The following is a 24,068-nucleotide window of genomic DNA, read 5'->3' on the forward strand; positions in this document are numbered from 1 at the left end:
GTCCGCTGTTTACGTATTAATACTCAAATTTAGAGTGGTTTCAGGTACCCGGGCATACAAAATTTTACGATTTTATTTTCGTTACTATTATCGGGTAAATCCGGGGAAAACGGTGGCGGATAGGGGTGTTTGAACAAGTAACGAAACATGGGGCGATTTTATAACAATTACCGGCAAATATTTTATTCCGTCTTTTTCCTCCTGCTGCTCTCTGCATACGGTCAGGTCCGTGCCCAGTTTGTGGTTGAAGGGCAGTGCATGCAGAATCCGGATTGTGATGCAGACTCTACTTCATTCAGGGATACGCTGAGTACGGCCACAGCGTGGCAGTGGAGCTTCGGGGATGGCGGCACTGATTCCCGCCGTAATCCTCAGCACTCCTATGCAGCTCCCGGCTCCTACAATGTAACCTTGGTGCGTACGCTTACCGGCGGCACCAGCCAGACGGTTTCAAGGGTCGTGCAGATTGGTGAGTTACCACCCTCTTTTCAGCAATGGAAAACGGATACTACGATTTGTCCGGGCGATACCCTGATCCTCAATCCATACCCCACCGGAGCGCCCGATGGTGCCCGTTATGTGTGGTACCCGAAAGGAGACACTACCCAAACATTGAAAGTTGACAGTTCAGGTTGTTACTCTGTAGAGGTGATCCTGCCCAATGGATGTAAGATCCAGGACAGGGTGAATGTAAAAATATGTATGGAGCCTGCAAACCAGGAAGGAGCCAAGTGGTACTTCGGGGGCAATGCTGGTCTTGATTTTTCCAATAATCCGCCTACGCCCATTACCGACGGTAAGCTGAACACACCCGAGGGTACCTCATCGATTGCCAATTCCAAAGGCCAGCTGCTCTTTTATTCTGATGGTATAACAATCTGGAATAAAAACGGAGATGTCATGCCCTGTTTTGAGCTGACCAACTGTGCGCCATTAAAAGGAAGTCCCAACTCCACCCAGTCCGTGCTCATTGTGCCGCAGCCTACCTGTAAAGGCTGTGAGTATTTGTACAATGTATTTACAACCTCCGACATCAATGGAGAAAAACTGCTTACGGTCAGCGTCGTGGATATGCGCCGTAATAATGGTTTGGGAGCTATTATCGAGCAGAATACGACTCTACAGCAGCCTACCACGGAAAGGCTGGCTTCTGTCCGCAATGACCGCGACAGTACTTACTGGGTAATTACCCACGATTACGGAACCAATAAATTCCGCATATTTCATGCAACGGACGGCGGACTGGTAGAGACCAGCACTCCTGAACTGGGGATGGCACATGATACTCCTGCCGAGGCACAGGGCTACATGAAGTTTTCTTCTCCTGACAGTACCACCGGGGAGCGCAGGCTGGCTGTTGTAGTGCCCGGCCCGCCTCAAAATTATGTGGAGCTTTACAAATTCAACGACTCTACCGGAGTTTTGACCTATGACAAAACGATGGATCTTGGTCCCGCGCCGCCTACTGCATACGGGATTGAATTTTCACCGACCGGGGAGAAAATGTACATTTCCTTTCAGGGGGGCAATGGTACCAGTTCTTACCTGAAACAGTACGATCTGACCCTGCCGGACAGCCTTTTGACCGAAACTGCCATCACGATCGACAGTTCTGCAACACAAACTTATGGAGCACTACAGTTCGCATCCGACGGACGCATTTACATGGCGGTTAAAGGAAGCGAGTACCTGGCTGTTATCGGCGAGCCGGAGGGTAATTCCCTTACAGCGATCGAGTATGAGCGTGATGGAGTAAGTCTGGGCGGAAAAAACAGCCAGCTGGGTTTGCCGAACATGGTTCAGGATTTTACGCAGGAATCTTCCGGGCCCGGCTTTGAGGCGGATGGTTTTTGTACCAATGAACCTACTACATTCCAGGCCAGCCCGATCTGCGATCCCATTGAAGATACCTACTCCTGGGATTTCCTGGGAAATGGAGCGTTTACAGCCCCCTCCAAGCAGCAGCAGGCTACCTACACGTACACCCAGCCCGGAACATACATGGTAGCAATGCGCGCTACCAACCGGTGCAAGGATACGACCATTGTGCAGGAAATAACCATTTACGAAACTCCGCCGCAAATCGACCTCGGAGCTGATAAGGATACCTGTGGTGCCTATGTTCCGCTGGATATGAAAGTGCAGGCCGATGTGTATGCATGGATCAACCGGGGCAGGGTTGTAAGTCGGCAGCGTACATACCGGGCTACGGCTACCGGCCGGTACATTGCAGTAGCGTTCAACGGACCGAAAGGGGAATGTTACTCTGCGGATACCATCGAAATTACCTTGCGTAAGCCGCCTGCCTTCACCCTGGGCGCTGATACTACCCTGTGCCGCGACAGCTCCATTGTACTTACCGTATCCAGTGACCGCTGGATCGAATTCAACTGGAGTACAGGCGAGACGACGCGGGATATCACAGTGGGTCAGGCGGGTACTTACTCGGTAACTGTCAAGGACCGTAACGATTGTTTTAATGCAGATACACTTACCGTGGGCGAGCGTCCCTCACCGGTTCTGAACCTGATTCCCGAATATGTGATCTGTATTCCCGACGGACAGTCGGTGATCCTCGATGCCAATGGTCAGGGGCTGCTAAAATATGAGTGGGAGCCGTCCGGCGATACCACACGTACCATTACCGTCAACACAGAAGGTACTTATACGGTAGTGGCGACCAATGCAGAAGGCTGCGTGTCCGAGAAGTCGACGCAGGTGGTTGACCGCTGTGAGCCCCGGTTTTTTATTCCGGATGCATTTACGCCGGATGGTGAGGGTAACAATGAGGTATTGGAAATATTCGGGGCTTACTACACCAATTTCTCCATGCGCATTTACAATCGCTGGGGCGAAGTCATTTACGCTACCAACAACATTGAAGACCGCTGGGACGGAACTTACAAGGGCCTTAAAGTACAGCCGGGCAGCTATCCGTACGTACTGTCCTATGAAGGCCTGTACTATCCGGAGCGTGCTCCTATTGTAAAAAGAGGATCAGTAATGGTGATCCGCTGATCTTCTTTTTGCAGATTAAAACCGCTATTTTTGATTAGGTAACATTTATATTGAAGATGCGGCAGGATTATTTGTCCGGGGAGAAGGAAAACCTTTCCAATGCAGAGAAGGAGATAGAGCGGGCACTCCGGCCGCTGACTTTCAGTGATTTTACAGGGCAGCACAAGATTCTTGAAAACCTTAAAATTTTCGTCCAGGCTGCCCGTATGCGCGGCGATGCGCTGGATCATGTACTGCTGCATGGTCCTCCGGGTTTAGGAAAAACAACCCTGTCGCATATTGTGGCCAATGAACTTGGCTCGGGGATCAAGATTACGTCGGGCCCGGTTCTGGACAAGCCCAGCGACCTGGCTGGTTTGCTGACCAATCTTCAGGAACATGACGTTTTGTTTATAGATGAAATTCATCGTCTGAACCCCATTGTAGAAGAGTACCTCTATTCTGCTATGGAGGACTACAAAATTGATATTATGCTGGACAGCGGGCCCAATGCGCGCAGTATCCAGATTGGACTGAATCCATTTACGCTGATCGGTGCCACTACCCGTGCCGGAATGCTCACTTCGCCTTTGCGGGCCAGGTTCGGGATCAATGCGAGGCTGGAATACTATGATGCACAGCTTTTATCAACGATCCTCAAACGTTCCGCCGCTATCCTGGGTACGCCGCTCGATGAGGATGCTGCTTTTGAAATAGCCCGCAGGAGCCGCGGAACTCCCAGGATCTCCAATAATCTGCTCAGAAGAACCCGTGATTTTGCGCAGGTAAAAGGTAATGGAAAAATTACGGTTGCTATCGCCGAAATGGCTTTGCAGGCGCTGGATGTGGACCAGAATGGACTCGATGAAATGGATAACCGCATTCTCAGTACCATTGTTGAAAAATTCAAGGGAGGACCCGTGGGCTTGTCTACCATTGCGACCGCATGTGGAGAAGAAGCGGAAACCATTGAGGAAGTGTATGAGCCCTTTCTGATCCAGGAAGGTTACCTGAAAAGAACGTCCCGTGGCAGGGAAGTTACCGAGAAAGCATTCAGGCATTTGGGTATTTTGCCAAGACACCGCTCAGGCGAATTGTTCTGATTTGCAGCCTTTCAGGTTTTAAATAAATGTATCTGCGTTAACTTATTATGTCGTACTTTTGCGGTAAAATTAAGAAGCCGCCTCTATGACTGAAGTACTGGTATCTGAAAAGTTAGTAGTGAGAGTGCCGTGTGCTGTGATTGAATGTGAAGGAAAGGTACTTGCAGGCCAGCGCAGTGCGGAGATGTCGTTTCCCTTACAATGGGAATTCCCGGGTGGAAAGCAGGAAAACGGCGAGACAGACGAAGAAACCCTGATCCGGGAAATCCGGGAGGAGCTTGATGTTGAGATTGAGATTTTCGACCGGCTTCCGGTTACAATAAAGGACCAGGGATGGCGCGAAATAATCCTGGTACCTTTTATTTGCAGCCTTAAAACACGGCAGATACAGCTTACCGAGCATGAACAAATCCAATGGCTTACCCCGGAGGACTTGCCATCTCTGGACTGGACTGAGGCGGATCTGGAAATCATCCGGAACTACTTCACCTACCTAGCGGCTAAAATTTAGCCGTTTTCCTTTTATACTTTCATCAAATTTCCCGTTTTCAAACGCCAGGTGGCCCGATACAAACGTATGTGTTACCTGCGAATGAAATGTCGTTCCTTCAAACGGTGACCAGCCGCATTTGGATTCAATATTGTCTGGTGAAACCGTAGTAGTCGCCTCGGTATCAACAAGGATGAGGTCGGCCCAGTAGCCTTCTCGTATATAGCCCCGTTCACGGATCTGGAAACAGTCGGCCACGGCGTGGCTCATTTTTTCTACAACCCGCTCGATAGAAATTTTGCCCTGCCTGCTGAGTTCCAGCATGACATTGAGCGTATGCTGCACAAGCGGAAGTCCCGAAGGAGCCTGCCAGTAATGCTGTTTTTTTTCTTCCATCGTATGGGGAGCATGATCCGTTGCAATCACGTCAATGCGGTTATCAAGTACTGCCTGGAGAATCGCCTCTTTGTGGTGCGGTGCCTTGATTGCAGGATTGCATTTAATCTTATTTCCCAGATTGTGATAATCCTCTGCATCAAACCAGAGATGATGTACGCAAGCCTCCGCAGTAACCAGCTTCGGCAAGCCGTTACTCAGCAGGATCTGCCCATTTGAACGATTGCCTGGCTCAAAAAGAAAGACTTCGTCACCCGTCGAAATATGCAGAATGTGCAGGCGGGTGTTGTTTTTGTGCGCCAGTGAGGTTGCAAAGGAAGAAGATTTAAGGCATGCCTCTTCATTACGGATCAAAGCATGGATATTATAAGGCACATTTTCACCATACATTTCACGGTATAATTCCATTCGCTGCCGCACGGTGGGCTCATCTTCACAATGGGTGGCGATCAGGCATGGTGCATTGGCAAAAAGCTTTTCAAGTACCTCCGGAGCATCCACCAGCATATTCCCGGTAGATGAGCCCATAAAGATTTTAATGCCGCAAACCTCCGTGACGTCTGTCTTCATTACCTCGTCATAGTTGCTGTTGGAAGCACCCATAAAAAAGGAGTAGTTGGCCAGGGAGGTAGCTGCTGCAATGTCATATTTGTCTTGTAAAAGCGGCTGTGTGAGTGTATTCGGCACCGTGTTCGGCATTTCCATGAACGAAGTTACTCCGCCGGCTACTGCGGCGCGTGCCTCCATGTAAATGTTTGCCTTGTGCGTTAATCCGGGTTCTCTGAAATGCACCTGATCGTCAATCACCCCGGGCATAAGGTACTTGCCGCGGGCATCAATCACACGATCCGCAGCATTGGACTGCAGGTCGCTGCCAATCTTCGTGATGTGACCATTTTCAATCAGCACGTCTAATTCCTGAACTGAATTCTCATTTACTACGCGTGCATTGACAATCAACGTGGACATAACAGGTGCATTAGGTTTTTGATGTGCAAAGGTATCCAGTCTTTTAAATAATCGGTAGCAATGCTAAAAATGAACCTTCGCACTTACCTGAATGATTTTGTTGACCTTGTTTTTCCGAGATCCTGTGCGGCCTGTAATATAGGTTTGCTCGGGAATGAGGAAGTAATCTGCACTTTTTGCCGCATTTCACTGCCACGTGCCCATAGTGACGGTATGCATGCAGATACGATCCGCTATAAGTTTGTAAATCTGCCGGAGGTACTAGCCACCTATACTTTTTTACTTTTTACAAAAAAAGGCAAGGTTCAGCAGCTACTGCACGCGCTGAAATACCGCGGGAACAAGGAGGTAGGAGTAACACTGGGACAAATGTTCGGGCAGGAGCTGGTGGCTGCACGGGCATTACCAGACGGCGCCCTAATCCTGAGTGTTCCGCTGCATGCAAAGAAGAAACAAAAACGCGGGTATAATCAGAGTGATCTGCTTGCAGAGGGCATTTCGCTGGCATGCAGCCTTCCCTGGTCGGGCACTATCCTCGCCCGGACCAAGTACACGCAAACACAAACAGGAAAAAGCAAGTCGGAGCGGCGAAGTAATGTGAATGGTGTTTTCAAAGTTACACAGCCAATTGATACCGGAACGATCATTCTCGTAGACGATGTACTTACTACCGGCGCCACCCTGGAAGAATGCATTAACACCCTAAAACAAGCGGGCTGCAAGCAGTTTTATATACTCACTATCGCATTGGCGCAGCATTAAAAAGGAAGAGGTGCCAGGCTAGCCTGGCACCTCTTCCTTTTTAATGCTCTTATGCTTTTACTCCTTATGAGTTCCTGTTGCAATCATTGCGCAGCGGAAACCTACCATGGCAGTAGCAGAGTCCTGGTCCATATAGCGGCGGGTGCCTGGTGAAAGCCAGTAAGCTACATCAGCCCAGGAGCCACCTTTATACACACGCAGATTGTCATTTACCAGCGAGTTGCTGTTTTTGTTATCGTAGTTCTTGGCATCATCCTGGTAACCATCACGGCGGAATGAGTTCAGGTCGTTTACGTCATTGTTGGACAATGGACGATATACGTCATACACCCACTCGCTTACATTTCCGGCCATATCATACAACCCATTGTCATTGGCAGGGTACGAGCGAATTTCCTGAGTGATAATCGCGCCGTCATTAGACTTTCCGGCAATACCGGCGTAGTCACCAGGACCGCGCTTGAAGTTGGCAAGCATGGTACCTTGTTTACGGCCACGCGGCTGACGCATCGTAGACCCATCCCAAGGATAAATCCGCTGATTTGACTGATTTTCGTCAGAATACTGGGTACCGATCATGGCGATGGCAGCATACTCAAACTCAGCTTCTGTAGGAAGGCGGTACGGAGGCATCACATATCCACTTTCAATGCGAAGTGGCGCAGGTGCCGATTCAGCAGATGCAACTGCTTCTGCCTCTCCTTTTTTCTTCTTGCCAAAAGAGAAACCTTTTTTCTTCTTGCCTGCTGCATTACCTGCAATCGTATTTGCCTGACTCACCGCAGCAGTACGCCATGCACAGTAATCGTTGGCCTGCACCCATGATACACCTACAACCGGATATAACCGGAAGCCCGGGTGGCGCAAATACATGGTTACATAAGAATCATTGAAAGAAAGCTCATTGAACCAAACATTGGTATCAGGCAGGGCCTTACTGTAAAACTCCTCCGAAGAGTCACGCTGTACCGCATTGAGGTATTCCAGGTAGTGGACGTTGGCCACTTCCGTCTGGTCCATATAAAAGGACTGTATACTTACGGTTCTTTTCGGATTGTCCCGGCGGCTCATTACTTCTTCTTCCAGCGAGCCCATGGTAAACCGGCCGCCTTCGATATAAACCAGGTCAGGGCCTGCGGGCAATGCTTTGTATTGCTTCACCTCGAATCCGTCCTTCCCATTATAAGCCAGGCCCGTTTTAGAGCTTGTTTTACCCGGCTTAAGGCTCGTAGGCTTCTTGTTCTTACTACACGAAGTAGCCGCCAATAACACAATCATAATCAGCGCGATCGACCGGGTACCTATCTTTTGCATGCAAATCATTGCTTTAAAGTGACTTAAGTATTTCGTAGTTACTAGTATGCGAAACCGCAAATGTATTGAAATGAATCGAAACTAATTTAATCAAAAAACGGCTACCGGGTTATTTCCATCAAAATATTACGGGCCTGCTCAATGCTTTTTACATCTTCACAAATCAAAATGAGCTTGCCTTTCTGATCTTTCAATGAAATTTCCCGCGGGTGCTTTTTAATGTAATCGATTACCTGCCCGAACTTAGCCGACTGGAAGAAATCGTCGTTCTGCGAAACAACGAAGTAGCCTTTCATGGTATTGCTCTTCAAAGTCAGTTTTTCAAAGTGCAAAGTCTCTGCTTCCCAGCGTAAACGGACCGTTTTCAGCAAGTCCTGTACCTCTACCGGCACAGGCCCGAAACGGTCCAGGATCTCCTGCTCAAATTTACCCAGATCCTCTTCTGTCTCAATATTGTCAAGGCGGGTATATAACGACAGCCTTTCTGAAATATTTTTAACATAATTATCGGGGATCAATGTTGCAAAATCGGTCTCGATCTGGCACTCCGATACCAGGTTTTTAGGTAAGCCCAGGGCAGTTGCAAACAGGTCCTTGAACTCATTATTTTTCAGTTCCTGTACAGCTTCGTCCAGCATTTTATGGTAAAGCTCATAGCCCAGGTCATTTACAAATCCGCTCTGCTCGGCACCAAGCAGATTGCCTGCTCCCCGGATATCAAGGTCACGCATGGCCACCTTAAAACCATCGCCCAGCTCCGAAAACTCTTCCAGCGTCTGAAGGCGCTTGCGGGAATCACTCGCCAGGGTCGATGCCGTGGGAGTCAGCAGGTAGCAGAATGCCTTCCGGTTGGAACGTCCCACACGGCCACGCATCTGGTGAAGGTCAGAGAGGCCGAACATATGCGCAGAGTTGATGATGATCGTATTGGCATTTGCAATATCAATCCCGGACTCGATGATGTTGGTCGAAACCAGAATGTCAAATTCACCCTCAATGAATTTAACCATTACTTTTTCGAGCTTGTCCCCATCCATCTGCCCATGAGCAACTCCGATCCGCACGTCTGGTACGAGGCGCATGATGATATTGGCAATGGATTCAATGTCATTGACTCTGTTATGCACAAAGAAAACCTGACCGCCGCGCTGAACTTCGTAGCTGATTGCATCACGGATAAATTCTTCACTGAATGTATGTACCTCGGTGGTAACAGGCTGGCGGTTGGGCGGAGGTGTGGCAATTACCGAAAGGTCGCGGGCGCCCATCAGTGAAAAATGCAGCGTACGCGGGATCGGGGTGGCTGTCAACGTCAGTACGTCTACGTTGATCCGCATTTCTTTAAGCCGGTCCTTGGCTTTTACACCAAACTTCTGCTCCTCGTCAATTACCAGTAAGCCCAGGTCCTTGAAAATTACATCCTTATTGAGAATGCGGTGGGTACCGATCAAAATATCAATTTTACCCTCCGCAGCTTCTTTGAGTGTATCCTTGATTTCTTTGGTTGTCTTGAAACGGTTGATATAGCCTACCCGCGCCGGAAAGTCAGCAAGCCGCTCGCTGAATGTTTTGTAATGCTGCATTGCGAGGATTGTAGTAGGTACAAGTATTGCCACCTGCTTGCTGTCGCACACGGCCTTGAATGCGGCACGGATCGCAATTTCTGTTTTACCAAAACCAACATCCCCGCACACCAGCCTGTCCATAGGGTTAGGCTTTTCCATATCATCCTTCACGCTGGTCGTAGCCGTAGCCTGGTCGGGTGTGTCTTCGTACAAAAACGACGATTCCAGCTCAGCCTGCATGTAATTGTCGGGTGAAAACTGAAAGCCCGGGGTCTGCCGGCGTTTTGCGTATAATGCAATCAGCTCGTGCGCAATGTCTTTAAGCTGCTTTTTAACCTTCGATTTCTTAGCTTCCCACTCGCCGGACCCAAGCTTGCTCATAGCCGGGGGAACACCCTCGCGACCGGTATATTTAGCAATTTTATGCAGGTTATGCACACTCACATACAGCAGGTCATTATCCCGGTAAATCAGCCTGACCGCCTCCTGCTCCTTGCCGTTTACATCTTTCCGCTCCATACCCGCAAACCGGCCTATGCCATAGTCTACGTGTGTTACAAAGTCGCCTGGCTGCAGAGAGCGCAGTTCCTTCATGGTAATCGCCTTGGATTTGCTGAATTTTTCTTTGAGGCGGTATTTGTAAAAACGCGCAAAAATCTGGTGATCTGTGTAGCAGGCAAGTTTCAGGTTATCGTCAACAAAACCTTCCCGCAATGAAATGTGGATCGGCCGAAATTTCACAAACGGATCAAGGTCTTCAAAAATCCGTTCAAGCCGATCGAGCTGCTTGGGCTGCTCCGCCACAATCACATTGGTATATCCTTTGGACTGGTTTTCTGAAAGATCATCAATCAGGCGTTTAAAATCCTTGTTGAAGGATGGCTGCGGCTTGGAGGAGTACGGCAGCTTGGCTTCTGACTTAAAGTAAGACTTTTTACCAAACTCAACCGTCTTGAATTTTTTGATATGATTTAAAAACCCGCGCCGTGTTTCGAAAAGGTCCTGCGGATTAGACACGATCTGCACGCCGCCTCCGGTCACTTCTTCCAGGGCCTTTTCAGCTCTTTCCATGCATTTCTCAATGATTTCCAGGGTAAGCTCTGCGTCTTTGAACCAGAGCACCGTTTCCGACGGGAAGAAGTTCAGGAACGATTCGCGTGTTTCGTGGGAAAGCTTCTGCTGAATATCGGGTACAATATTGATCTGTTTGACGACCTCAATGGAAAGCTGCGTATCCGGATCAAACGAGCGGATACTATCTACTTCGTCCCCGAACAGCTCGATCCGGAAAGGATGCTCGCTGGCATAGGAAAATACGTCAATAATACCGCCCCGGACCGAAAACTGACCTGCTTCAAAAACAAAGTCGGTCATCTCAAATCCGTAATTGTTCAGGAACTCGGTCAAAAACGCACTATCCAGCTTTTCTCCCACCTTCACGGCAAATGTATTGGCTTTCAGCGAGCGTTTGTTGATCACCTTCTCAAACAATGCTTCCGGGTAGGTCACAACCTGAAGAGGGATTGACCGGCTGACATTCAGCTTGTTGAGGATTTCTCCCCGCATGAGTACATTGGCATTGTCCACCTCCTCATAATGGTACGGCCGCTTGTAGGATGTGGGATAAAAGAGTACTTCAGCATCTTTCAGCAGGTTCTGAAGATCATTCTGAAAATAAGCAGCTTCCTCCCGGTCGCTCAGAATGTACAGGGCAGGGCCTTTTTTCTTCTGCTGGATAGCAGCTGTAAGAACGGCATCGAGGCTGCCCACCAAACCCTTGATCTGAACATGTGCTGACTCCGGCTCCTTCGAGGATATCTGGGAAAGGATCAGGTCAAGGTAGCTGTCCCCTCCGTATAAGGTCAATAGGTCTTTAACTTCCAAGTAAGTGAAATGGTATAGCAGTTATTTTTAAACGCAAAAAGCCGTTTACGGAAAAATCCGGCCGGCAACAAGGAACAACAACAATCGTCCTCATTTTGTTAGACGCATGATATACAAAAATACGTCCAAATGCAGCAGACGGCAAATTACCCTTTTGTTAATAGCTTTACGTGTGTAAATCTTACGCATTCGTGATGACAGACTGGCTGAACCAAAGTATTTCCCTGGGTAGTATCGTATCCACCCCGCTCGAAATCCTGGGCTTTCTTACGGGTGCTGTTTGCGTGTACCTGAATACAAGGCAGAATGTACTGGGCTGGTTTTTCGGGATCGTCAATGCGGTTTTATATGCCGTGGTTTTCTGGCAGGTGCGGTTATATGCGGATATGGGTTTGCAGGCCTACTACTTTATCACCAGCATTTACGGTTGGTGGCTGTGGCTTTTCGGGGGTAAAAATCATGATGGGGTAGCCGTATCCCGGATGCCCGCCAGGCTTTATACCCTCTTCGCGGTCATTTTTGTAGTGGCCACCTGGCTGTGGGGATATATGCTCAGCCGCTTTACCGACGCCAGCCTTACTTACGCAGACTCAGCCCTGACCGTCGCCAGCCTGATCGGACAATGGATGATGGCCCGGAAGTACATCGAAAACTGGATACTCTGGATAGCAGCCGACGCTTGTTATGTGGGATTGTACTATTACAAAGGCCTGCACCTCACAGCCATTCTGTACATTGTATTTCTTGTACTGGCAGGCTGGGGATATGTACAATGGAAGCGTGATCTCCGGCTGGCTTAGTCGAATGTTCCGAAAGGAATTTCCTGTTCTTCCAGCAGCCGGCGGATGCGTGCCGAGTCCTGAAAAACAATCCGGAGCTCCTTCTTTTTGAAACCATCCTGCTCGTCCTCGTCCAGCCAGCGCCAGTCTTCCGCCGTCGCATCAAACATGTCTATGACGGTCAGGATTTTGTCTTCGGACTTTTCTTTTGAAAGCCACTCGGCCGTATCGCTGATGTAAATAATTATCTTTTTTTCTTCAATCCACTGCAGGTCGTTCAGCATTTCGTCCAGGTCTTCCAGGCTGCGCCCTTCATACTCGGGAAAGTTCAGGGCACTGGCCAGCTGCTCGTGAAAATCCCTGATCGTCAGGGACTTTTTTCCATCAATATCTGCTACAAATGCGCCGATAAAAGACGTACTGATTTCGGACTCGTTTCCTGCGATCAGGAAGTGTGTGTTTTTCATTGCATTCGTGGTTTGGTGATGAGCGCAATTTATGTAAATCTCTTTTTAAAGAGAACCTGTTAGCAATTACTTCACATATCTCTTTCTGAACAGCTGCATCATATACACGTTAATAGCCCACTGGTCGGCCAGTGGCTGGCGGGTGTAAGGCAGGGTCGGCAGATAGTCGGGCGGGCCAAATTCGGTGAGTACTGTCAGTGTTTCGCCGCTTTTAACCTTTTGTTCCACTACCGCATCCCACCAGGCCAGGTGCGCCTTCACGGCAGCTTCCCATTCCGGTGCCCGCGGATCATTCACCTGCGGACCTTCCTCATGCCCGATCCTGGAATGAATATGACCCACCCTCGAAAGTGCCAGGCTCACGGTTTCCTGCTGGTCATGCAGCAGGCTTTCATGCACATTGCACCAGTGCGAAATGTCCAGCGTCAGCCGCAGTTCAGGATTTTTTTCGATAAAGTTGCGCGTAATGTGAGCCGCGAAGAGCATCCGGCCGCGGTGTGTTTCGTGATAAATGGGGATGCCCGTTTTACGGGTAGCAGCCGTCGTATGATCGATGAATGCTTTATTTTGTTCGTAGGAAAAATGGTCGCGGCCGCTGTGGCAGTTGATGTATAGCGGCTTCATTTCAAACCGGGTTGTAGCCTCGTCAATCTGTTTTTTAAACTGATCCAGGTGCCGCGCATAGTCCTGTTCGCCAGAGCCGCACAGAAATCCTACTTCAAGCCCGTACTTTTTCAATGCAGCCAGCAGCTCTGCCTGCTTTTCTTTTGTGCCCGGCCACCACATTTCGGTACCGTCGTAGCCTTCTTTTTTAATGGCTGCGCAAAACTGATCCGTGCTGCCTGCGAATCCCCAGTTGGTTCCGAGGATTTTGAGCGAGAGCCTGTTTTCAAACCGGGCAGGCGCGCTGTTTTCGCCGGCCAGGGTTTCCATGCCGCTGATAACCCCGGCGGTAGCAATGGCTGTACTCATAAAATGTCTGCGTTTCATGGAAAAAAGAATATCAGGGAGCTTTCGTACGGGTCGTGTCCCCCGCTTTCAGAAATTGCGCTACGGCAGCCTCGCTGAGCCCGTTTACAATAAGCAGGCCCGGCCGGGTAGCGGCAAGCTGCTGCACTGCTGTATCCGTTACCGCCGACTGCCACACGTAAATCGACCGCAATGCTTTTATTGAGGCTGCACTTTTCAGTCCTTCGTCCCCGACTTTGGTATCTACCACATTCATGTATTCGAGATAGGGCAGGTCTCGGAGGCTCGCCATGCCTGCATCCGTGACACCGGTATGTTCGAGGTGGAGCTTACTCAGGTTCTTCAGTTTTGCGATTTCTTTAAGCCCCTGGTCGGTTATTTTGGTATCACCCAATTTCAGCCAGGTGATCTGCTCGGCCAGCGCGGTTAGCAGTGCTGCCTGCGCATCGCTGAAGCCGGGCGCATTTACGGCACTTACTTCCAGCAGGTTTTGGTCCTGTGATAGCGTGTTCACAATCAAACCTGCTTTCCGCAGCGCTTCAATCGCTTTTTCGTTGCCGGGTGCGACTTTAAGGCCAAGTACTGCGGATGTATTGTCAGGGGCATGGCCGGCAGCTGGCTCCGCTCCTTCGCCCAGACTTGCCAGGGCCGGCTTTACAGCTTCTGTTTGTGTCAGCTGGGCTACTTTCTTGTCAGCGGGAGCACCCTGGTCAATCCACCACGTCAGGATGCTGATCTGGTCAGGAGTGAGCTGGGGCTTGCCTTTGGGGGGCATGTGGTCGTCGTCACTTTCAGGCAACAGGCAGCGCTTGATCAGGTCACTTTCCGCTCCCTTGCCTACAATCAGTGCGGGTCCGCTTTCGCCGCCTTTCAGGAGTTGGGCCAAATTGTCCATTTGCAGGTCACCCTTACTTTTGCTTTTATTATGGCATTGTACGCAGCGTGTTTCCAGGATAGGGTGCACAATGTCGGCGTACACAAGTGCCTCATTAATATTGGCAATCGGCTTTATTTCAACGGTTTTTTCCTCTGCGGGAGGCATGCCGACCAGTGATCGGAAGGGCTCCGGCGTGTATTGTGTGAGGTAGCCGGTACCATGCGTCAGGAAGCCTCCGTAATGCCCGGTTGTAAACACGAGGATGGTTGCAATGCCCAGCATCCAGGTAGCAGTCTGGCTGTTGGCCGGACGAATTTTTTTCAGCTTGCCGGACTGCATGCCCCATGCAATCCATGAAAAAACAGCCACCCCAATGCCCTGGTACATATGGCTTGTCAGAATATCTTCTTCATACCCGCCTTCAAGCGATAGCAGGTAACCAAACACGCACGAAATAGTAGCTGTTCCAGCCGACCAGAGCAGGATAAAACTTACAGCCGACTCACTGACGGCGATTTTGCCAAGCTGTTTTCCTAATACAAGAAGTGCAGCGATCAGCAGGAATCCAATGGGAAGGTGTACAATGGCAGGGTGAAATCTTCCAAAAAAAAGTGCCCAGTCCGAAGCTTGAAGTAGTATAGAATGCATGAACAAATTCAATTAAAGCAGGCGAAAAACTTCCGGGCATGCTACGGAGCGTGGCGAGTTGTCAGGATTGACTTCCATCAGGTCAGCCATGTAGTCCCACCACCTTTTCATAATCGGGAGAGTCGCCAGGTCACCGGTTTGATGGTCAGTGCTTAATCTTTGAAATGCAAACAATGCGAGGGTACCGGGATCGAGGAAAATATAGTACTCCCGGATGCCGGCCTGTACAAGCAAATCCGAGAGTTCCGGCCAGATCTCGTCGTGCCGCTTTTTGTACTCTTCTTCAAAACCAGTTTTAAGCTGCATCCTGAATGCCTGTACGATGCCGTTTTCCATGAATTATTCGCGTTTTTACAAAAACAAAAATGATAGCGCCTATGCAATAACCTGCTTCACGACCTTACCCTCGGTGTCCGTCAGCCTGAAATTGCGGCCTTGGAACGGATAGGTAAACTTCTCATGGTCAAAGCCCATCAGGTGCAGGATCGTTGCCTGTAGATCATGCACATGTACCCGGTCTTTTACGCCATAATATCCAAGCTCGTCCGTCTCACCGAAAGTGAATCCTTTTTTGGTGCCGCCGCCTGCCATCCACATGGTGAATGCATCGAGATGGTGGTCCCTGCCCATATAAGGCATGACGAGCCCGTTTCTATTTTCCTGCATGGGGGTTCTGCCAAATTCGGCCCCGAAGATCACCAGTGTTTCTTCCAGCAAGCCGCGCATTTTGAGGTCTTGTATCAAAGCCGCAATCGGCCGGTCCGACAGCTGACATTTGTTCCTCAGCCCTCCTTCCACATTGTCGGACTGCGAAGTGCCGTGCCCGTCCCAGCCCCAGTCAAAAAGCTGCACAAAGCGCACATCGTTTTCGACGAGCTTGCGGGCCAGGAGGCAGTTCATGGCAAAAGTGCCTTCTCCCGGCTTTACACCGTACATATCAAGGATAAACTGCGGCTCTTTGGAAATATCCATGACTTCCGGAACCGACATCTGCATGCGGAAAGCCATTTCATACTGGCTGATGCGCGTGAGAATTTCCGGGTCCTGCACTTCCTCATACGTTTGCCGGTTGATTTCATTAATGGCTTCAATGGTCTGCTTGCGCATGTTGCGGTTCATGCCCGTAGGATCGCTTACGTAAAGTACCGGATCGCCGCCTGTGCGGCATTGCACGCCCTGGTACACCGATGGCAAAAAGCCGCTGCCATACACGCTTTTGCCTGCATCGGGCTGCCTGCCGCCGGAAGCCAGTACGATGAAGCCCGGCAGGTTGCGGTTTTCAGAGCCGAGCCCGTACACGGCCCAGGCACCCAGGCTCGGGCGACCCAGCCTGGCGCTCCCCGTATGCATCAGCAGCTGCGCAGGAGCGTGGTTAAACTGGTCGGTATGCATGGCTTTGAGGAAGGTAACTTCGTCAGCCACGGTTTGCAGGTAAGGCAGGTAGTCCGAGAGCCACGCGCCCGATTGGCCGTATTGGGCAAACTTTCCCTGCGGCCCCAGCATTTTGGGTACACCTTGTATGAATGCGAATTTTTTTCCTTCCAGAAATGCTGCTGGACAGTCGTGGCCGTGGTATTTTTCCAGTTCCGGCTTGTAGTCGAACAATTCAAGCTGCGACGGTGCGCCGGCCATGTGAATGTAAATCACGCGCTTGGCTTTCGGGGCGAACTGGGGAATTTTAGTCAGTGCTTCCTCCATTGCCGGGGCTGGTACCGCCGGGTTGCCTCCGCAGGAGCCCAGCAGCGAGCCCAGGCCCAGTGCACCCAGCCCAAACCCGGCCGACTGCAGGAAGTGCCGGCGGGTTTGTGTTTGCAGATGCGTGTACTGCAGCTCTTTCAGCAATTTATCCATGAGCAGTCAGGTTATTCTTTGGTAACAACATTGTCCAGGTTCAGCAGTACGTTCGCGGATATGGTCAGTGCGGCCAGCTCGGGGGTTTTGTTTTTTCCGTAAACCAGAATACTGTCCACCTCGGCGGGCTTGTTCTTATAATTGGTTAATGCCTCCCTGTAAATCTTCATGAGTACGTCCAGACTTTTATTTCCGATGGGCTGGAATGTGAGCATGCGATAACCTTCGCGCAGCTGCTCCTGAGGCGTTTTCCCGCGCTTCTTCATGGTTTCGGCCAGCTTCTCGGCAGCTTCCAGGTACACAGGATCATTGAGGGTGACGAGTGCCTGTAAAGGCGTGTTCGTCAGAATCCGCCTCGATTGGCAAAATTCCCTGCTCGGGGCATCGAAGGTAGTCATGGAAGGATAAGGTGCCGTGCGTTTCCAATAGGTATATACGCCGCGCCGGTACTTGTCCTCGCCCGCACTTACTACCCAGCTTTCACCGCTGTACGGCGACTGCCAGATTTTGTCAGGCTGGGGCGGCATGACGCTCGGCCCGTACATTTTTTTGGAAATAAGTCCGCTGCACGCCAGCGCCTGATCCCTTACCTGCTCCGCACTTAGCCTTACCCGCGGCCCGCGCGACAGCCAGCGGTTATAAGGGTCTTCCTCCTGCCGCTGCCGGTCGGTACGGGAGCTCTGGCGGTAGGTAGCCGACATCACAATCCTTTTCAGCAGCTTTTTGACATGCCACTGGTCTTTTTCCATAAACTCCACTGCGAGCCAGTCCAGCAGCTCTCGATGGGTAGGTTCAGCACCTTGAGACCCGAAGTCCTCTACGGTTTCCACAATGCCATGGCCAAACAGCTGCTCCCAGTACCGGTTTACAATCACGCGGGCAGTCAATGCATTCTCCCGGCTCACGATCCATCTGGCCAATCCGAGGCGGTCGCGGGAAAATTCTTTGGGCATGGGTGCGAGAAGCCTGGGAACATCCGGCTGTACTTCCGCTCCTTTGACCATCCAGTTGCCTCTTACAAAAACATTTGTTTTGCGGGCAAAATCGTCTTTTCCTTCCCAGATCACCGGCATACTCTCCGCGGGCCGGGTGAGTATGGTGGCATAATCCTGCATGATTTCACTGTATCCCGGCTTATTGGCACCTGGCAGGGTTTTCTGGAAAGCTGCCCAGGTAATGCGTACCCACTCTTCGGGCGACTTCGTACTGTTCAGTGAAAGAAAAACGTCATGTTTTCCGGTCACCGGACTGAGGGGTGAAATGATTACAGTATCCCTCTTGGGGACTTTGATAGTGGATAGTACCGGGCCGTCCAGTTTATCAAGGTGCAGGGTCAGTACTGCATCCTCAGCTTTGGTTGACACATTCATGACAATACTGCCCGCACCGGTAAGGTTTACATTTGGAATGCGTGCATTACCCCGCCCTTTCACTCCATAGTAGGAAATCAGCAGCACCGTCGACTGGTCACCTTTGACAAAATTGTGGGCGTTGATCTTCGGCTCCATCACCCGCATAAAGCGGCTTACTTCCTCCGCCTGGCCGGGCTCGTATTGTTTGATCCAGGATTTTACCTTTTCAACCCTGGCGGAGTCTTCCCCTTTGTAAAAACGTAATTTGGGCCACTCGTCCCATACATCCTCATCCCGCGCATTGTTGAAAAATGCCATGTACTTGTAATAATCTTCATGGTTGATCGGATCATACGGGTGACTATGGCACTGAATGCATGCAAATGTGGTACCCTGCCAAACTTCCCAGGTTGTATTCACACGGTCAATCAAAGCGGCAGTACGAAATTCCTCGTCGTCGGTACCGCCTTCATTGTTGGTCATGGTATTGCGGTGAAAACCGGTTGCAATGATGTTGTCGTCGGAAGGAAGCCCGTCTTTCTGCTCCGGCAGTAAATCACCGGCAAGCTGTTCAATGGTAAACTGGTCGAAGGGTTTGTCAGCATTGAAAGATTTAAGAACATAATCCCGGTAGCGCCACATGGTACGTCCGCCGTCACTTTCATAGCCCTTGGTATCGGCATACCTCGCCAGGTCCATCCACATAGAGGTCCAGCGCTCGCCGTAAGCCGGATTTTTCAGCAGCCGGTCTACCACTTTTTCGTAAGCGTCAGGAGCGGGATCATTTACAAAGTTCCGTACCTCCTGCTCGGTAGGCGGCAGGCCAGTCAGGTCGAGGCTGACGCGCCGGATCAGGGTTGCACGATCGGCTTCGGGAGAGAAGGTGAGGTTGTTTTCTTTTAGTTTTTCAAGAACAAAATGATCGATGTCGCCAGTAGGCCAATGCGATTCGTCCCAGTTGAGCAGGCCATAAAGGTTCCGGATGCTGCGGGTAGCGGGCACTTCCGGTCGTTCGATACGCTTGTATGACCAGTGCGTATCCCACTGAGCGCCCTCATTGATCCATTGCTTTAAAATCTCGATTTCATTTTCTTTGAGCGGCGTGCCGTTTTTGGGCATTTTCTCATCCGGGTCCTCGGATACGATGCGGCGGATCATTTCACTGGCGTCTGCATTGCCGCGTACTACGGGGATTTTTCCGGATTTGCCGGGTTCAAGCATTTCGTGCTCAAAAAGAAAGCTTACATCACCCGCCTTTTTGACACCTCCATGGCAGCCCATGCAATGCTTGTTCAGGATCGGCTTTACCTCGGCATTATAATCCACCCGGTGTCCGAACCAGTCCGGCCATGTAAAGGAAGATATCAGAATGGCAACGATGCCCAACCCTATGAAAATCCTTTTATTCATTGATGATCAGATTGATTGTGCCCTACTAAAAATACGTCGGCAGGCGCTTTGAACCAAACGCCTGCCCAAAACTTCCCGGATGTTAAAAGAATAGCATTTCGCGTGCATACTGATCAGTCACCCGCCTTCGCACCATTGTACCTTGCGGATTCTACAAGATCACCGGATTCAGAGCCGAACTAACAGGTTCGCCTGCGGGCATGCCGCATATCCACCGCTGGCGGTCGGCTTCCTGGTGCTGGTTTTTGGGTTCTGTAATGCGTGCACCGTCGGCTACGTAAATAATTGTCATGACCTCGCGCATCGTGGCTTCCGAAAGGTTGCCGGGTGCCGAGTGGAGCGTCCAGCCATAATGCCAGGTTGCGTCACCGGCCTGCATGGTCTTGGCGCGATGTACGGGATATCCTTTTTCTGCAATAAACTTTTCCAGTGCAGCTTCCGACTCGTCCGAAATGGGCATATTTTCAATAAAACCTTGCCGGTGCGAGCCGGACGCGAAGGTCAGCATGCCCAGATCCTCGGTGATATCGATCAGCGGCATCCACATGGTTACCGTGTTGCTGGTATTTACGGGCCAGTAATACTGGTCCTGGTGCCAGGGCGTAAGTCCGCCGCCAGGTTCCTTGTACAAGGCCTGATCATGGTAAATGCGTACGTTTTCCACTCCCAGGAGGCTTGCGGCAATGCCGGCAAAACGTTTGGCAAGTGTAAATGCCCTGACATTTTCGTCCACCTCCCAGAGGTTCATAATCTGCAGAAATGCCTTGCCGTAGGTATCACGCTCTTCCAGCTTTCTCTTTTCCGTATTGAAGCGGCCGGCTGCATGGTTGATGATGTCGCGGTAGTAACTTACCTCGGCTTTGTCGAGTACGTTCGGGATCAGCACATGGCCGTTTTCCCTGAATTTCGCAATCTGTTCAAGAGTAACCTGGCGGGCCGTACCGAGGTCGGGTGTGGTGAGCGACATCATAGGGTAAAAAATATTTAAGGGTCAGGAATAATCAGTATTCAAATTTCGCCCATTCAATAAAATTTAATAAGGAGGATTATGGCTGGTTTATGGTGTATTTTACCAATTTTAGAAGTGACGCCTGTTAATTGAATAATATAGTCGATGAATAAGCCGCAACTCGAAAGCCTGAATCACAGCTCGGGCGCATCCTTCCTGGTCAATAATTTTGTCCTGGAAAAGTTTACCGTACCCTATCACTTTCATCCTGAGTTTGAACTGACGCTGATTATAGCAGGGAAAGGCAAGAGATATGTGGGCAAAAACATGCAGGACTTCGGACCTGGCGACCTGGTACTGCTGGGTGCCGACCTGCCGCATTGCTGGAAATCGGAAGGTGAGGAGGAGCCCGACGCACATGCAGAATCCATCGTGGTACAGTTCGAAAAGGATTTTCTGGGAAGAGCGTTTTTTGATAAACCCGAGCTGACACAGGTTAATAACCTCTTAAAGACCAGCAGCTGTGGGATTTGTTTTCAAAAAAATACGGCTGATACAGCAGCTGAAAAAATGGCACAACTTGCCAGGGAAGAAGGCGCATTCAGAAAAATGATGCTGCTGCTCGATATCCTCGACTTTCTCGCAAGGTCTGACGAATATGTACTGCTCGACCATAGTGAAACGGTAGCGCGCCAGCTCAGCAGCGACAAGGAACGCATCAACAAGGCTATGGGCTACATTGTGGAAAACTTCAGGAGCAATATTGTGCTGAAAGAGGTGGCTGCAGTAGTAAGTATGTCCCCGAATGCTTTCTGCAGGTATTTCAAAAAGGCGAGCGGAAAAACCTTTTTTGAAACGGTTATCGACTACCGGATCAACTTTGCAGTGCAGCAGCTGCTGTCAACAGAAAAAGCCGTTTCCGACATTGCGTTGGAAAGCGGCTTTAATGATGTGTCACATTTTTATAAACTCTTCAGAAAACGAATGAAAGTCAGTCCGCTGAGTTACCGGAAAAACTTTCATCGCGGTCTGTAATTCTGCCTAGTACGTGTCTTCCACGATTCCCAGGTAGTTGTATGGCGTCAGCGCACGCAGTTCTTCCCTGATTTTTTCAGATACGTCCAGGGTTTCAATAAAGCGCGAAATAGAATCATGCGTGATTTTTTCGTTGGTGCGCGTGAGTTCTTTCAGCGCCTCATAAGGCTTGGGATAGCTTTCGCGACGCAGGATCGTCTGGATCGCTTCGGCCACCACGGCCCAGTTATCTTCCAGGTCAGCTTTCAGTATTTCGCCATTCAGCTCCACTTTACCAAGCCCTTTCAGGAGCGAGTTGAGGGCGATGGCCAGGTGGGCCAGTGGTACGCCGATGTTCCTCAGTACCGTAGAGTCTGTGAGGTCACGTTGCAACCGCGATATGGGCAGCTTGGCTGCAAAGTGCTCGAAAAGTGCAGTGGCCAGCCCGAGATTACCCTCCGAATTTTCAAAGTCGATGGGGTTGACCTTGTGCGGCATGGCCGAGGAGCCAACTTCACCCGCCTTGATCTTCTGTTTGAAATACCCCATTGAAATATAGGTCCACATATCCCGGTTCAGGTCGGTCAGGATCGTGTTGAGCCTTTTGAGACAGTCGAAAATTGCTGCAAGGTTGTCGTAATGTTCGATCTGCGTGGTATGGCGGCTGCGTTTGAGTCCCAGGCCCTCCACAAAATGATTTGCAAATCCCATCCAGTCCTGCTTGGGATAAGCCACATGATGCGCATTGAAATTACCCGTAGCCCCGCCGAACTTAGCCGAATGCGGGATCTTATCCAGCATTTCCAGCTGGCGTTCCAGCCTTTCCACAAACACCCTGAACTCCTTGCCCACGCGGGTAGGGGAAGCCGGCTGACCGTGTGTGAATGCCAGCATCGGTACGTTTTTCCATTCAATGGTCATCCTTTTGAGTACAAAAAGCACCTGCCGGAAAAGCGGCTTGATCTGCCGCTCCATGGCATCTTTGAGCATCAGCGGAATCGCCGTGTTATTGATATCCTGGGAAGTAAGTCCAAAGTGGATAAATTCCTGGCAGGACTCAATACCCAGTTTCTCAAACTCTTCTTTGATAAAATACTCTACTGCCTTAACATCGTGGTTAGTTACCTTTTCTATATCCTTGATGTGCAATGCATTTTCTTCATTGAAGTCCTCATAAATCTTGCGCAGCGAAGCGTACTTCTTTTTATCAAACTCGGCAAGCTGAGGCAGAGGAATTTCGCAGAGGGCTATGAAGTACTCTATTTCTACATAAACCCGGTAATATATTAGGGCATATTCCGAAAAATAAGCTGAGAGTTCTGATACTTGTTTGTAATACCGGCCATCCACAGGCGAGATCGCCGTAAGTTGATTTAAAGACATGATTTTCAATACGAAACTTGATTACCAGGCAAAGTTACTACAAAACACCATCGAAAAAATGGTAAAAAATGCCGGAAGAATTCTTTTTGGCATTTGAGACAGATGAAGTAAAACTTTTCATATACAGTACACTTAAACCGTTTTCCAATGCAACCTTCTCCTTTTCTTGGTGAGCTCGTAGGTACCATGGTGCTCATTTTGCTGGGCAATGGCGTGGTGGCCAATGTTATTTTAAATAAAACAAAAGGAGAAAGCTCCGGCTGGATTGTCATTACGGCCGGCTGGGGTTTTGCGGTGATGATCGGGATTTTCACTGCCAATGCATTCGGGAGCGCCGCTGCTCATCTCAACCCTGCCGTGACCATCGGGTTTGCCGTCCTGAAAAGGGATTACAGCCTTGTATCGACATTCCTGCCCGCTCAGCTGATCGGGGCTATTCTCGGGGCGGTGCTGGTGTGGCTGCAATACCTGCCGCACTGGGCAGTTACAGAAAACCAGGGCACAAAGCTGGCCTGCTTTGCCACAAGTCCTGCTATCCGGCAATCGGGATCTAACTTCATCAGCGAGTTTATCGCCACATTTCTGCTGATTGTGGGCGTGGTGGCAATTGGTTACGCCGGTACTTCAGATCCCGAAAAAGGCGGGATCCCTTCCGGGATCACGCCTTATCTGGTAGGAATGCTGGTTTGGAGCCTGGGACTTTCGCTGGGCGGCACTACGGGCTATGCCATTAATCCCGTGCGCGACCTGGGTCCAAGGATCGCACATGCCATGCTGCCTGTTTCGGGTAAAGGCAGCTCTGAATGGGCCTATGGCTGGATTCCGGTCATTGCGCCTTTGGCTGGTGCCGCCATTGCCGGACTGATCCTGCGCGCATTTAATTTCTGAT

The 24,068-nt window shown here is 50.2% G+C and carries 18 protein-coding genes; 7 read left to right on the forward strand and 11 right to left on the reverse strand.

All coding sequences use genetic code 11. From position 1 onward, the window contains the following. The first annotated feature begins 147 nt into the window (after positions 1–147). From HWI92_RS19635 to HWI92_RS19645, 3 genes are all read left to right on the forward strand, one after another. Complete coding sequence (locus tag HWI92_RS19635) at positions 148–3,018, forward strand: PKD domain-containing protein (protein ID WP_204658442.1); 2,871 nt, start codon at positions 148–150, stop codon at positions 3,016–3,018. 56 nt (positions 3,019–3,074) lie between these two features. Then, complete coding sequence (gene ruvB, locus HWI92_RS19640; RefSeq protein WP_204658444.1) at positions 3,075–4,100, forward strand: Holliday junction branch migration DNA helicase RuvB; 1,026 nt, start codon at positions 3,075–3,077, stop codon at positions 4,098–4,100. Between the two features lie 85 nt (positions 4,101–4,185). Further along, positions 4,186–4,611: a (deoxy)nucleoside triphosphate pyrophosphohydrolase gene (locus HWI92_RS19645; RefSeq protein ID WP_204658446.1), complete on the forward strand. Its 426-nt coding sequence runs from the start codon at positions 4,186–4,188 to the stop codon at positions 4,609–4,611. On the opposite strand, the gene HWI92_RS19650 is transcribed toward HWI92_RS19645, so the two are convergent. Continuing rightward, entirely contained in the window at positions 4,594–5,955 is a 1,362-nt protein-coding gene (locus tag HWI92_RS19650; protein ID WP_204658448.1) for a dihydroorotase, read from the reverse strand. The genes HWI92_RS19645 and HWI92_RS19650 overlap by 18 nt on opposite strands. A 69-nt stretch (positions 5,956–6,024) precedes the next feature. Here HWI92_RS19650 and HWI92_RS19655 point away from each other — a divergent pair, with 69 nt between their 5' ends. Then, positions 6,025–6,717 carry a ComF family protein gene (locus tag HWI92_RS19655; protein ID WP_204658450.1) on the forward strand — a complete coding sequence of 231 codons (693 nt, stop codon included), beginning with the start codon at positions 6,025–6,027 and terminating at the stop codon, positions 6,715–6,717. 57 nt (positions 6,718–6,774) lie between these two features. Here HWI92_RS19655 and gldJ read toward each other — a convergent pair whose 3' ends face one another. Continuing rightward, a complete protein-coding gene (gldJ, locus tag HWI92_RS19660) occupies positions 6,775–8,031 on the reverse strand; it encodes a gliding motility lipoprotein GldJ (protein ID WP_204658452.1) in 1,257 nt (418 codons plus the stop codon). 101 nt (positions 8,032–8,132) lie between these two features. Further along, positions 8,133–11,480 carry a transcription-repair coupling factor gene (gene mfd, locus HWI92_RS19665; protein WP_204658454.1) on the reverse strand — a complete coding sequence of 1,116 codons (3,348 nt, stop codon included), beginning with the start codon at positions 11,478–11,480 and terminating at the stop codon, positions 8,133–8,135. Between the two features lie 194 nt (positions 11,481–11,674). Here mfd and pnuC point away from each other — a divergent pair, with 194 nt between their 5' ends. Next, a complete protein-coding gene (gene pnuC / locus HWI92_RS19670) occupies positions 11,675–12,280 on the forward strand; it encodes a nicotinamide riboside transporter PnuC (RefSeq protein WP_204664710.1) in 606 nt (201 codons plus the stop codon). Here pnuC and HWI92_RS19675 read toward each other — a convergent pair. The 7 genes from HWI92_RS19675 to HWI92_RS19705 form a co-directional block, all read right to left on the reverse strand. Beyond that, positions 12,277–12,726, reverse strand: coding sequence for a barstar family protein (locus tag HWI92_RS19675; protein WP_204658456.1), 450 nt, complete (start codon positions 12,724–12,726; stop codon positions 12,277–12,279). The two genes, pnuC and HWI92_RS19675, sit on opposite strands and share 4 nt — an antisense overlap. Before the next feature lie 66 nt (positions 12,727–12,792). Beyond that, positions 12,793–13,698: a sugar phosphate isomerase/epimerase family protein gene (locus HWI92_RS19680; RefSeq protein ID WP_229248338.1), complete on the reverse strand. Its 906-nt coding sequence runs from the start codon at positions 13,696–13,698 to the stop codon at positions 12,793–12,795. Positions 13,699–13,729: 31 nt separating this feature from the next. After that, positions 13,730–15,220: a c-type cytochrome domain-containing protein gene (locus HWI92_RS19685; protein ID WP_204658460.1), complete on the reverse strand. Its 1,491-nt coding sequence runs from the start codon at positions 15,218–15,220 to the stop codon at positions 13,730–13,732. Between the two features lie 12 nt (positions 15,221–15,232). Continuing rightward, the gene (locus HWI92_RS19690; protein WP_204658462.1) at positions 15,233–15,556 is read right to left on the reverse strand and encodes an L-rhamnose mutarotase; all 324 of its coding nucleotides are present in this window, start codon (positions 15,554–15,556) and stop codon (positions 15,233–15,235) included. 39 nt (positions 15,557–15,595) lie between these two features. After that, positions 15,596–17,071, reverse strand: coding sequence for a DUF1501 domain-containing protein (locus HWI92_RS19695; protein ID WP_204658464.1), 1,476 nt, complete (start codon positions 17,069–17,071; stop codon positions 15,596–15,598). Between the two features lie 11 nt (positions 17,072–17,082). After that, positions 17,083–19,833 carry a DUF1553 domain-containing protein gene (locus tag HWI92_RS19700; RefSeq protein WP_204658466.1) on the reverse strand — a complete coding sequence of 917 codons (2,751 nt, stop codon included), beginning with the start codon at positions 19,831–19,833 and terminating at the stop codon, positions 17,083–17,085. 151 nt (positions 19,834–19,984) lie between these two features. Further along, on the reverse strand, positions 19,985–20,803 hold the full coding sequence (locus HWI92_RS19705; RefSeq protein ID WP_204658468.1) for a phytanoyl-CoA dioxygenase family protein: 819 nt from the start codon (positions 20,801–20,803) through the stop codon (positions 19,985–19,987). A 144-nt stretch (positions 20,804–20,947) separates the two neighbouring features. Between HWI92_RS19705 and HWI92_RS19710 the strand changes: the two genes are divergently transcribed. Continuing rightward, positions 20,948–21,817 carry an AraC family transcriptional regulator gene (locus tag HWI92_RS19710; RefSeq protein WP_204658470.1) on the forward strand — a complete coding sequence of 290 codons (870 nt, stop codon included), beginning with the start codon at positions 20,948–20,950 and terminating at the stop codon, positions 21,815–21,817. Positions 21,818–21,823: 6 nt separating this feature from the next. On the opposite strand, the gene purB is transcribed toward HWI92_RS19710, so the two are convergent. Continuing rightward, positions 21,824–23,179 carry an adenylosuccinate lyase gene (purB, locus tag HWI92_RS19715; RefSeq protein WP_204658472.1) on the reverse strand — a complete coding sequence of 452 codons (1,356 nt, stop codon included), beginning with the start codon at positions 23,177–23,179 and terminating at the stop codon, positions 21,824–21,826. A gap of 147 nt (positions 23,180–23,326) precedes the next feature. Here purB and HWI92_RS19720 point away from each other — a divergent pair, with 147 nt between their 5' ends. Further along, a complete protein-coding gene (locus tag HWI92_RS19720) occupies positions 23,327–24,067 on the forward strand; it encodes an MIP/aquaporin family protein (RefSeq protein ID WP_204658474.1) in 741 nt (246 codons plus the stop codon). Position 24,068 lies beyond the last annotated feature (1 nt).

Origin of the sequence: Dyadobacter sandarakinus (genome assembly GCF_016894445.1) — a bacterium.
Taxonomy (GTDB): Bacteria; Bacteroidota; Bacteroidia; order Cytophagales; family Spirosomataceae; genus Dyadobacter; species Dyadobacter sandarakinus.

Excerpts from the sequence above, each read along its gene's own strand:
- pnuC (WP_204664710.1), top strand. The coding sequence starts at position 11,675 with ATGACAGACTGGCTGAACCAAAGTATTTCCCTGGGTAGTATCGTATCC.
- HWI92_RS19695 (WP_204658464.1), bottom strand. The coding sequence starts at position 17,071 with ATGGATAAATTGCTGAAAGAGCTGCAGTACACGCATCTGCAAACACAA.
- purB (WP_204658472.1), bottom strand. The coding sequence starts at position 23,179 with ATGTCTTTAAATCAACTTACGGCGATCTCGCCTGTGGATGGCCGGTAT.
- HWI92_RS19720 (WP_204658474.1), top strand. The coding sequence starts at position 23,327 with ATGCAACCTTCTCCTTTTCTTGGTGAGCTCGTAGGTACCATGGTGCTC.
- HWI92_RS19700 (WP_204658466.1), bottom strand. The coding sequence starts at position 19,833 with ATGAATAAAAGGATTTTCATAGGGTTGGGCATCGTTGCCATTCTGATA.
- gldJ (WP_204658452.1), bottom strand. The coding sequence starts at position 8,031 with ATGCAAAAGATAGGTACCCGGTCGATCGCGCTGATTATGATTGTGTTA.
- HWI92_RS19710 (WP_204658470.1), top strand. The coding sequence starts at position 20,948 with ATGAATAAGCCGCAACTCGAAAGCCTGAATCACAGCTCGGGCGCATCC.
- HWI92_RS19655 (WP_204658450.1), top strand. The coding sequence starts at position 6,025 with ATGAACCTTCGCACTTACCTGAATGATTTTGTTGACCTTGTTTTTCCG.
- ruvB (WP_204658444.1), top strand. The coding sequence starts at position 3,075 with ATGCGGCAGGATTATTTGTCCGGGGAGAAGGAAAACCTTTCCAATGCA.
- HWI92_RS19680 (WP_229248338.1), bottom strand. The coding sequence starts at position 13,698 with ATGAGTACAGCCATTGCTACCGCCGGGGTTATCAGCGGCATGGAAACC.
- HWI92_RS19705 (WP_204658468.1), bottom strand. The coding sequence starts at position 20,803 with ATGATGTCGCTCACCACACCCGACCTCGGTACGGCCCGCCAGGTTACT.
- HWI92_RS19685 (WP_204658460.1), bottom strand. The coding sequence starts at position 15,220 with ATGCATTCTATACTACTTCAAGCTTCGGACTGGGCACTTTTTTTTGGA.
- HWI92_RS19690 (WP_204658462.1), bottom strand. The coding sequence starts at position 15,556 with ATGGAAAACGGCATCGTACAGGCATTCAGGATGCAGCTTAAAACTGGT.
- HWI92_RS19675 (WP_204658456.1), bottom strand. The coding sequence starts at position 12,726 with ATGAAAAACACACACTTCCTGATCGCAGGAAACGAGTCCGAAATCAGT.
- HWI92_RS19635 (WP_204658442.1), top strand. The coding sequence starts at position 148 with ATGGGGCGATTTTATAACAATTACCGGCAAATATTTTATTCCGTCTTT.
- HWI92_RS19650 (WP_204658448.1), bottom strand. The coding sequence starts at position 5,955 with ATGTCCACGTTGATTGTCAATGCACGCGTAGTAAATGAGAATTCAGTT.
- HWI92_RS19645 (WP_204658446.1), top strand. The coding sequence starts at position 4,186 with ATGACTGAAGTACTGGTATCTGAAAAGTTAGTAGTGAGAGTGCCGTGT.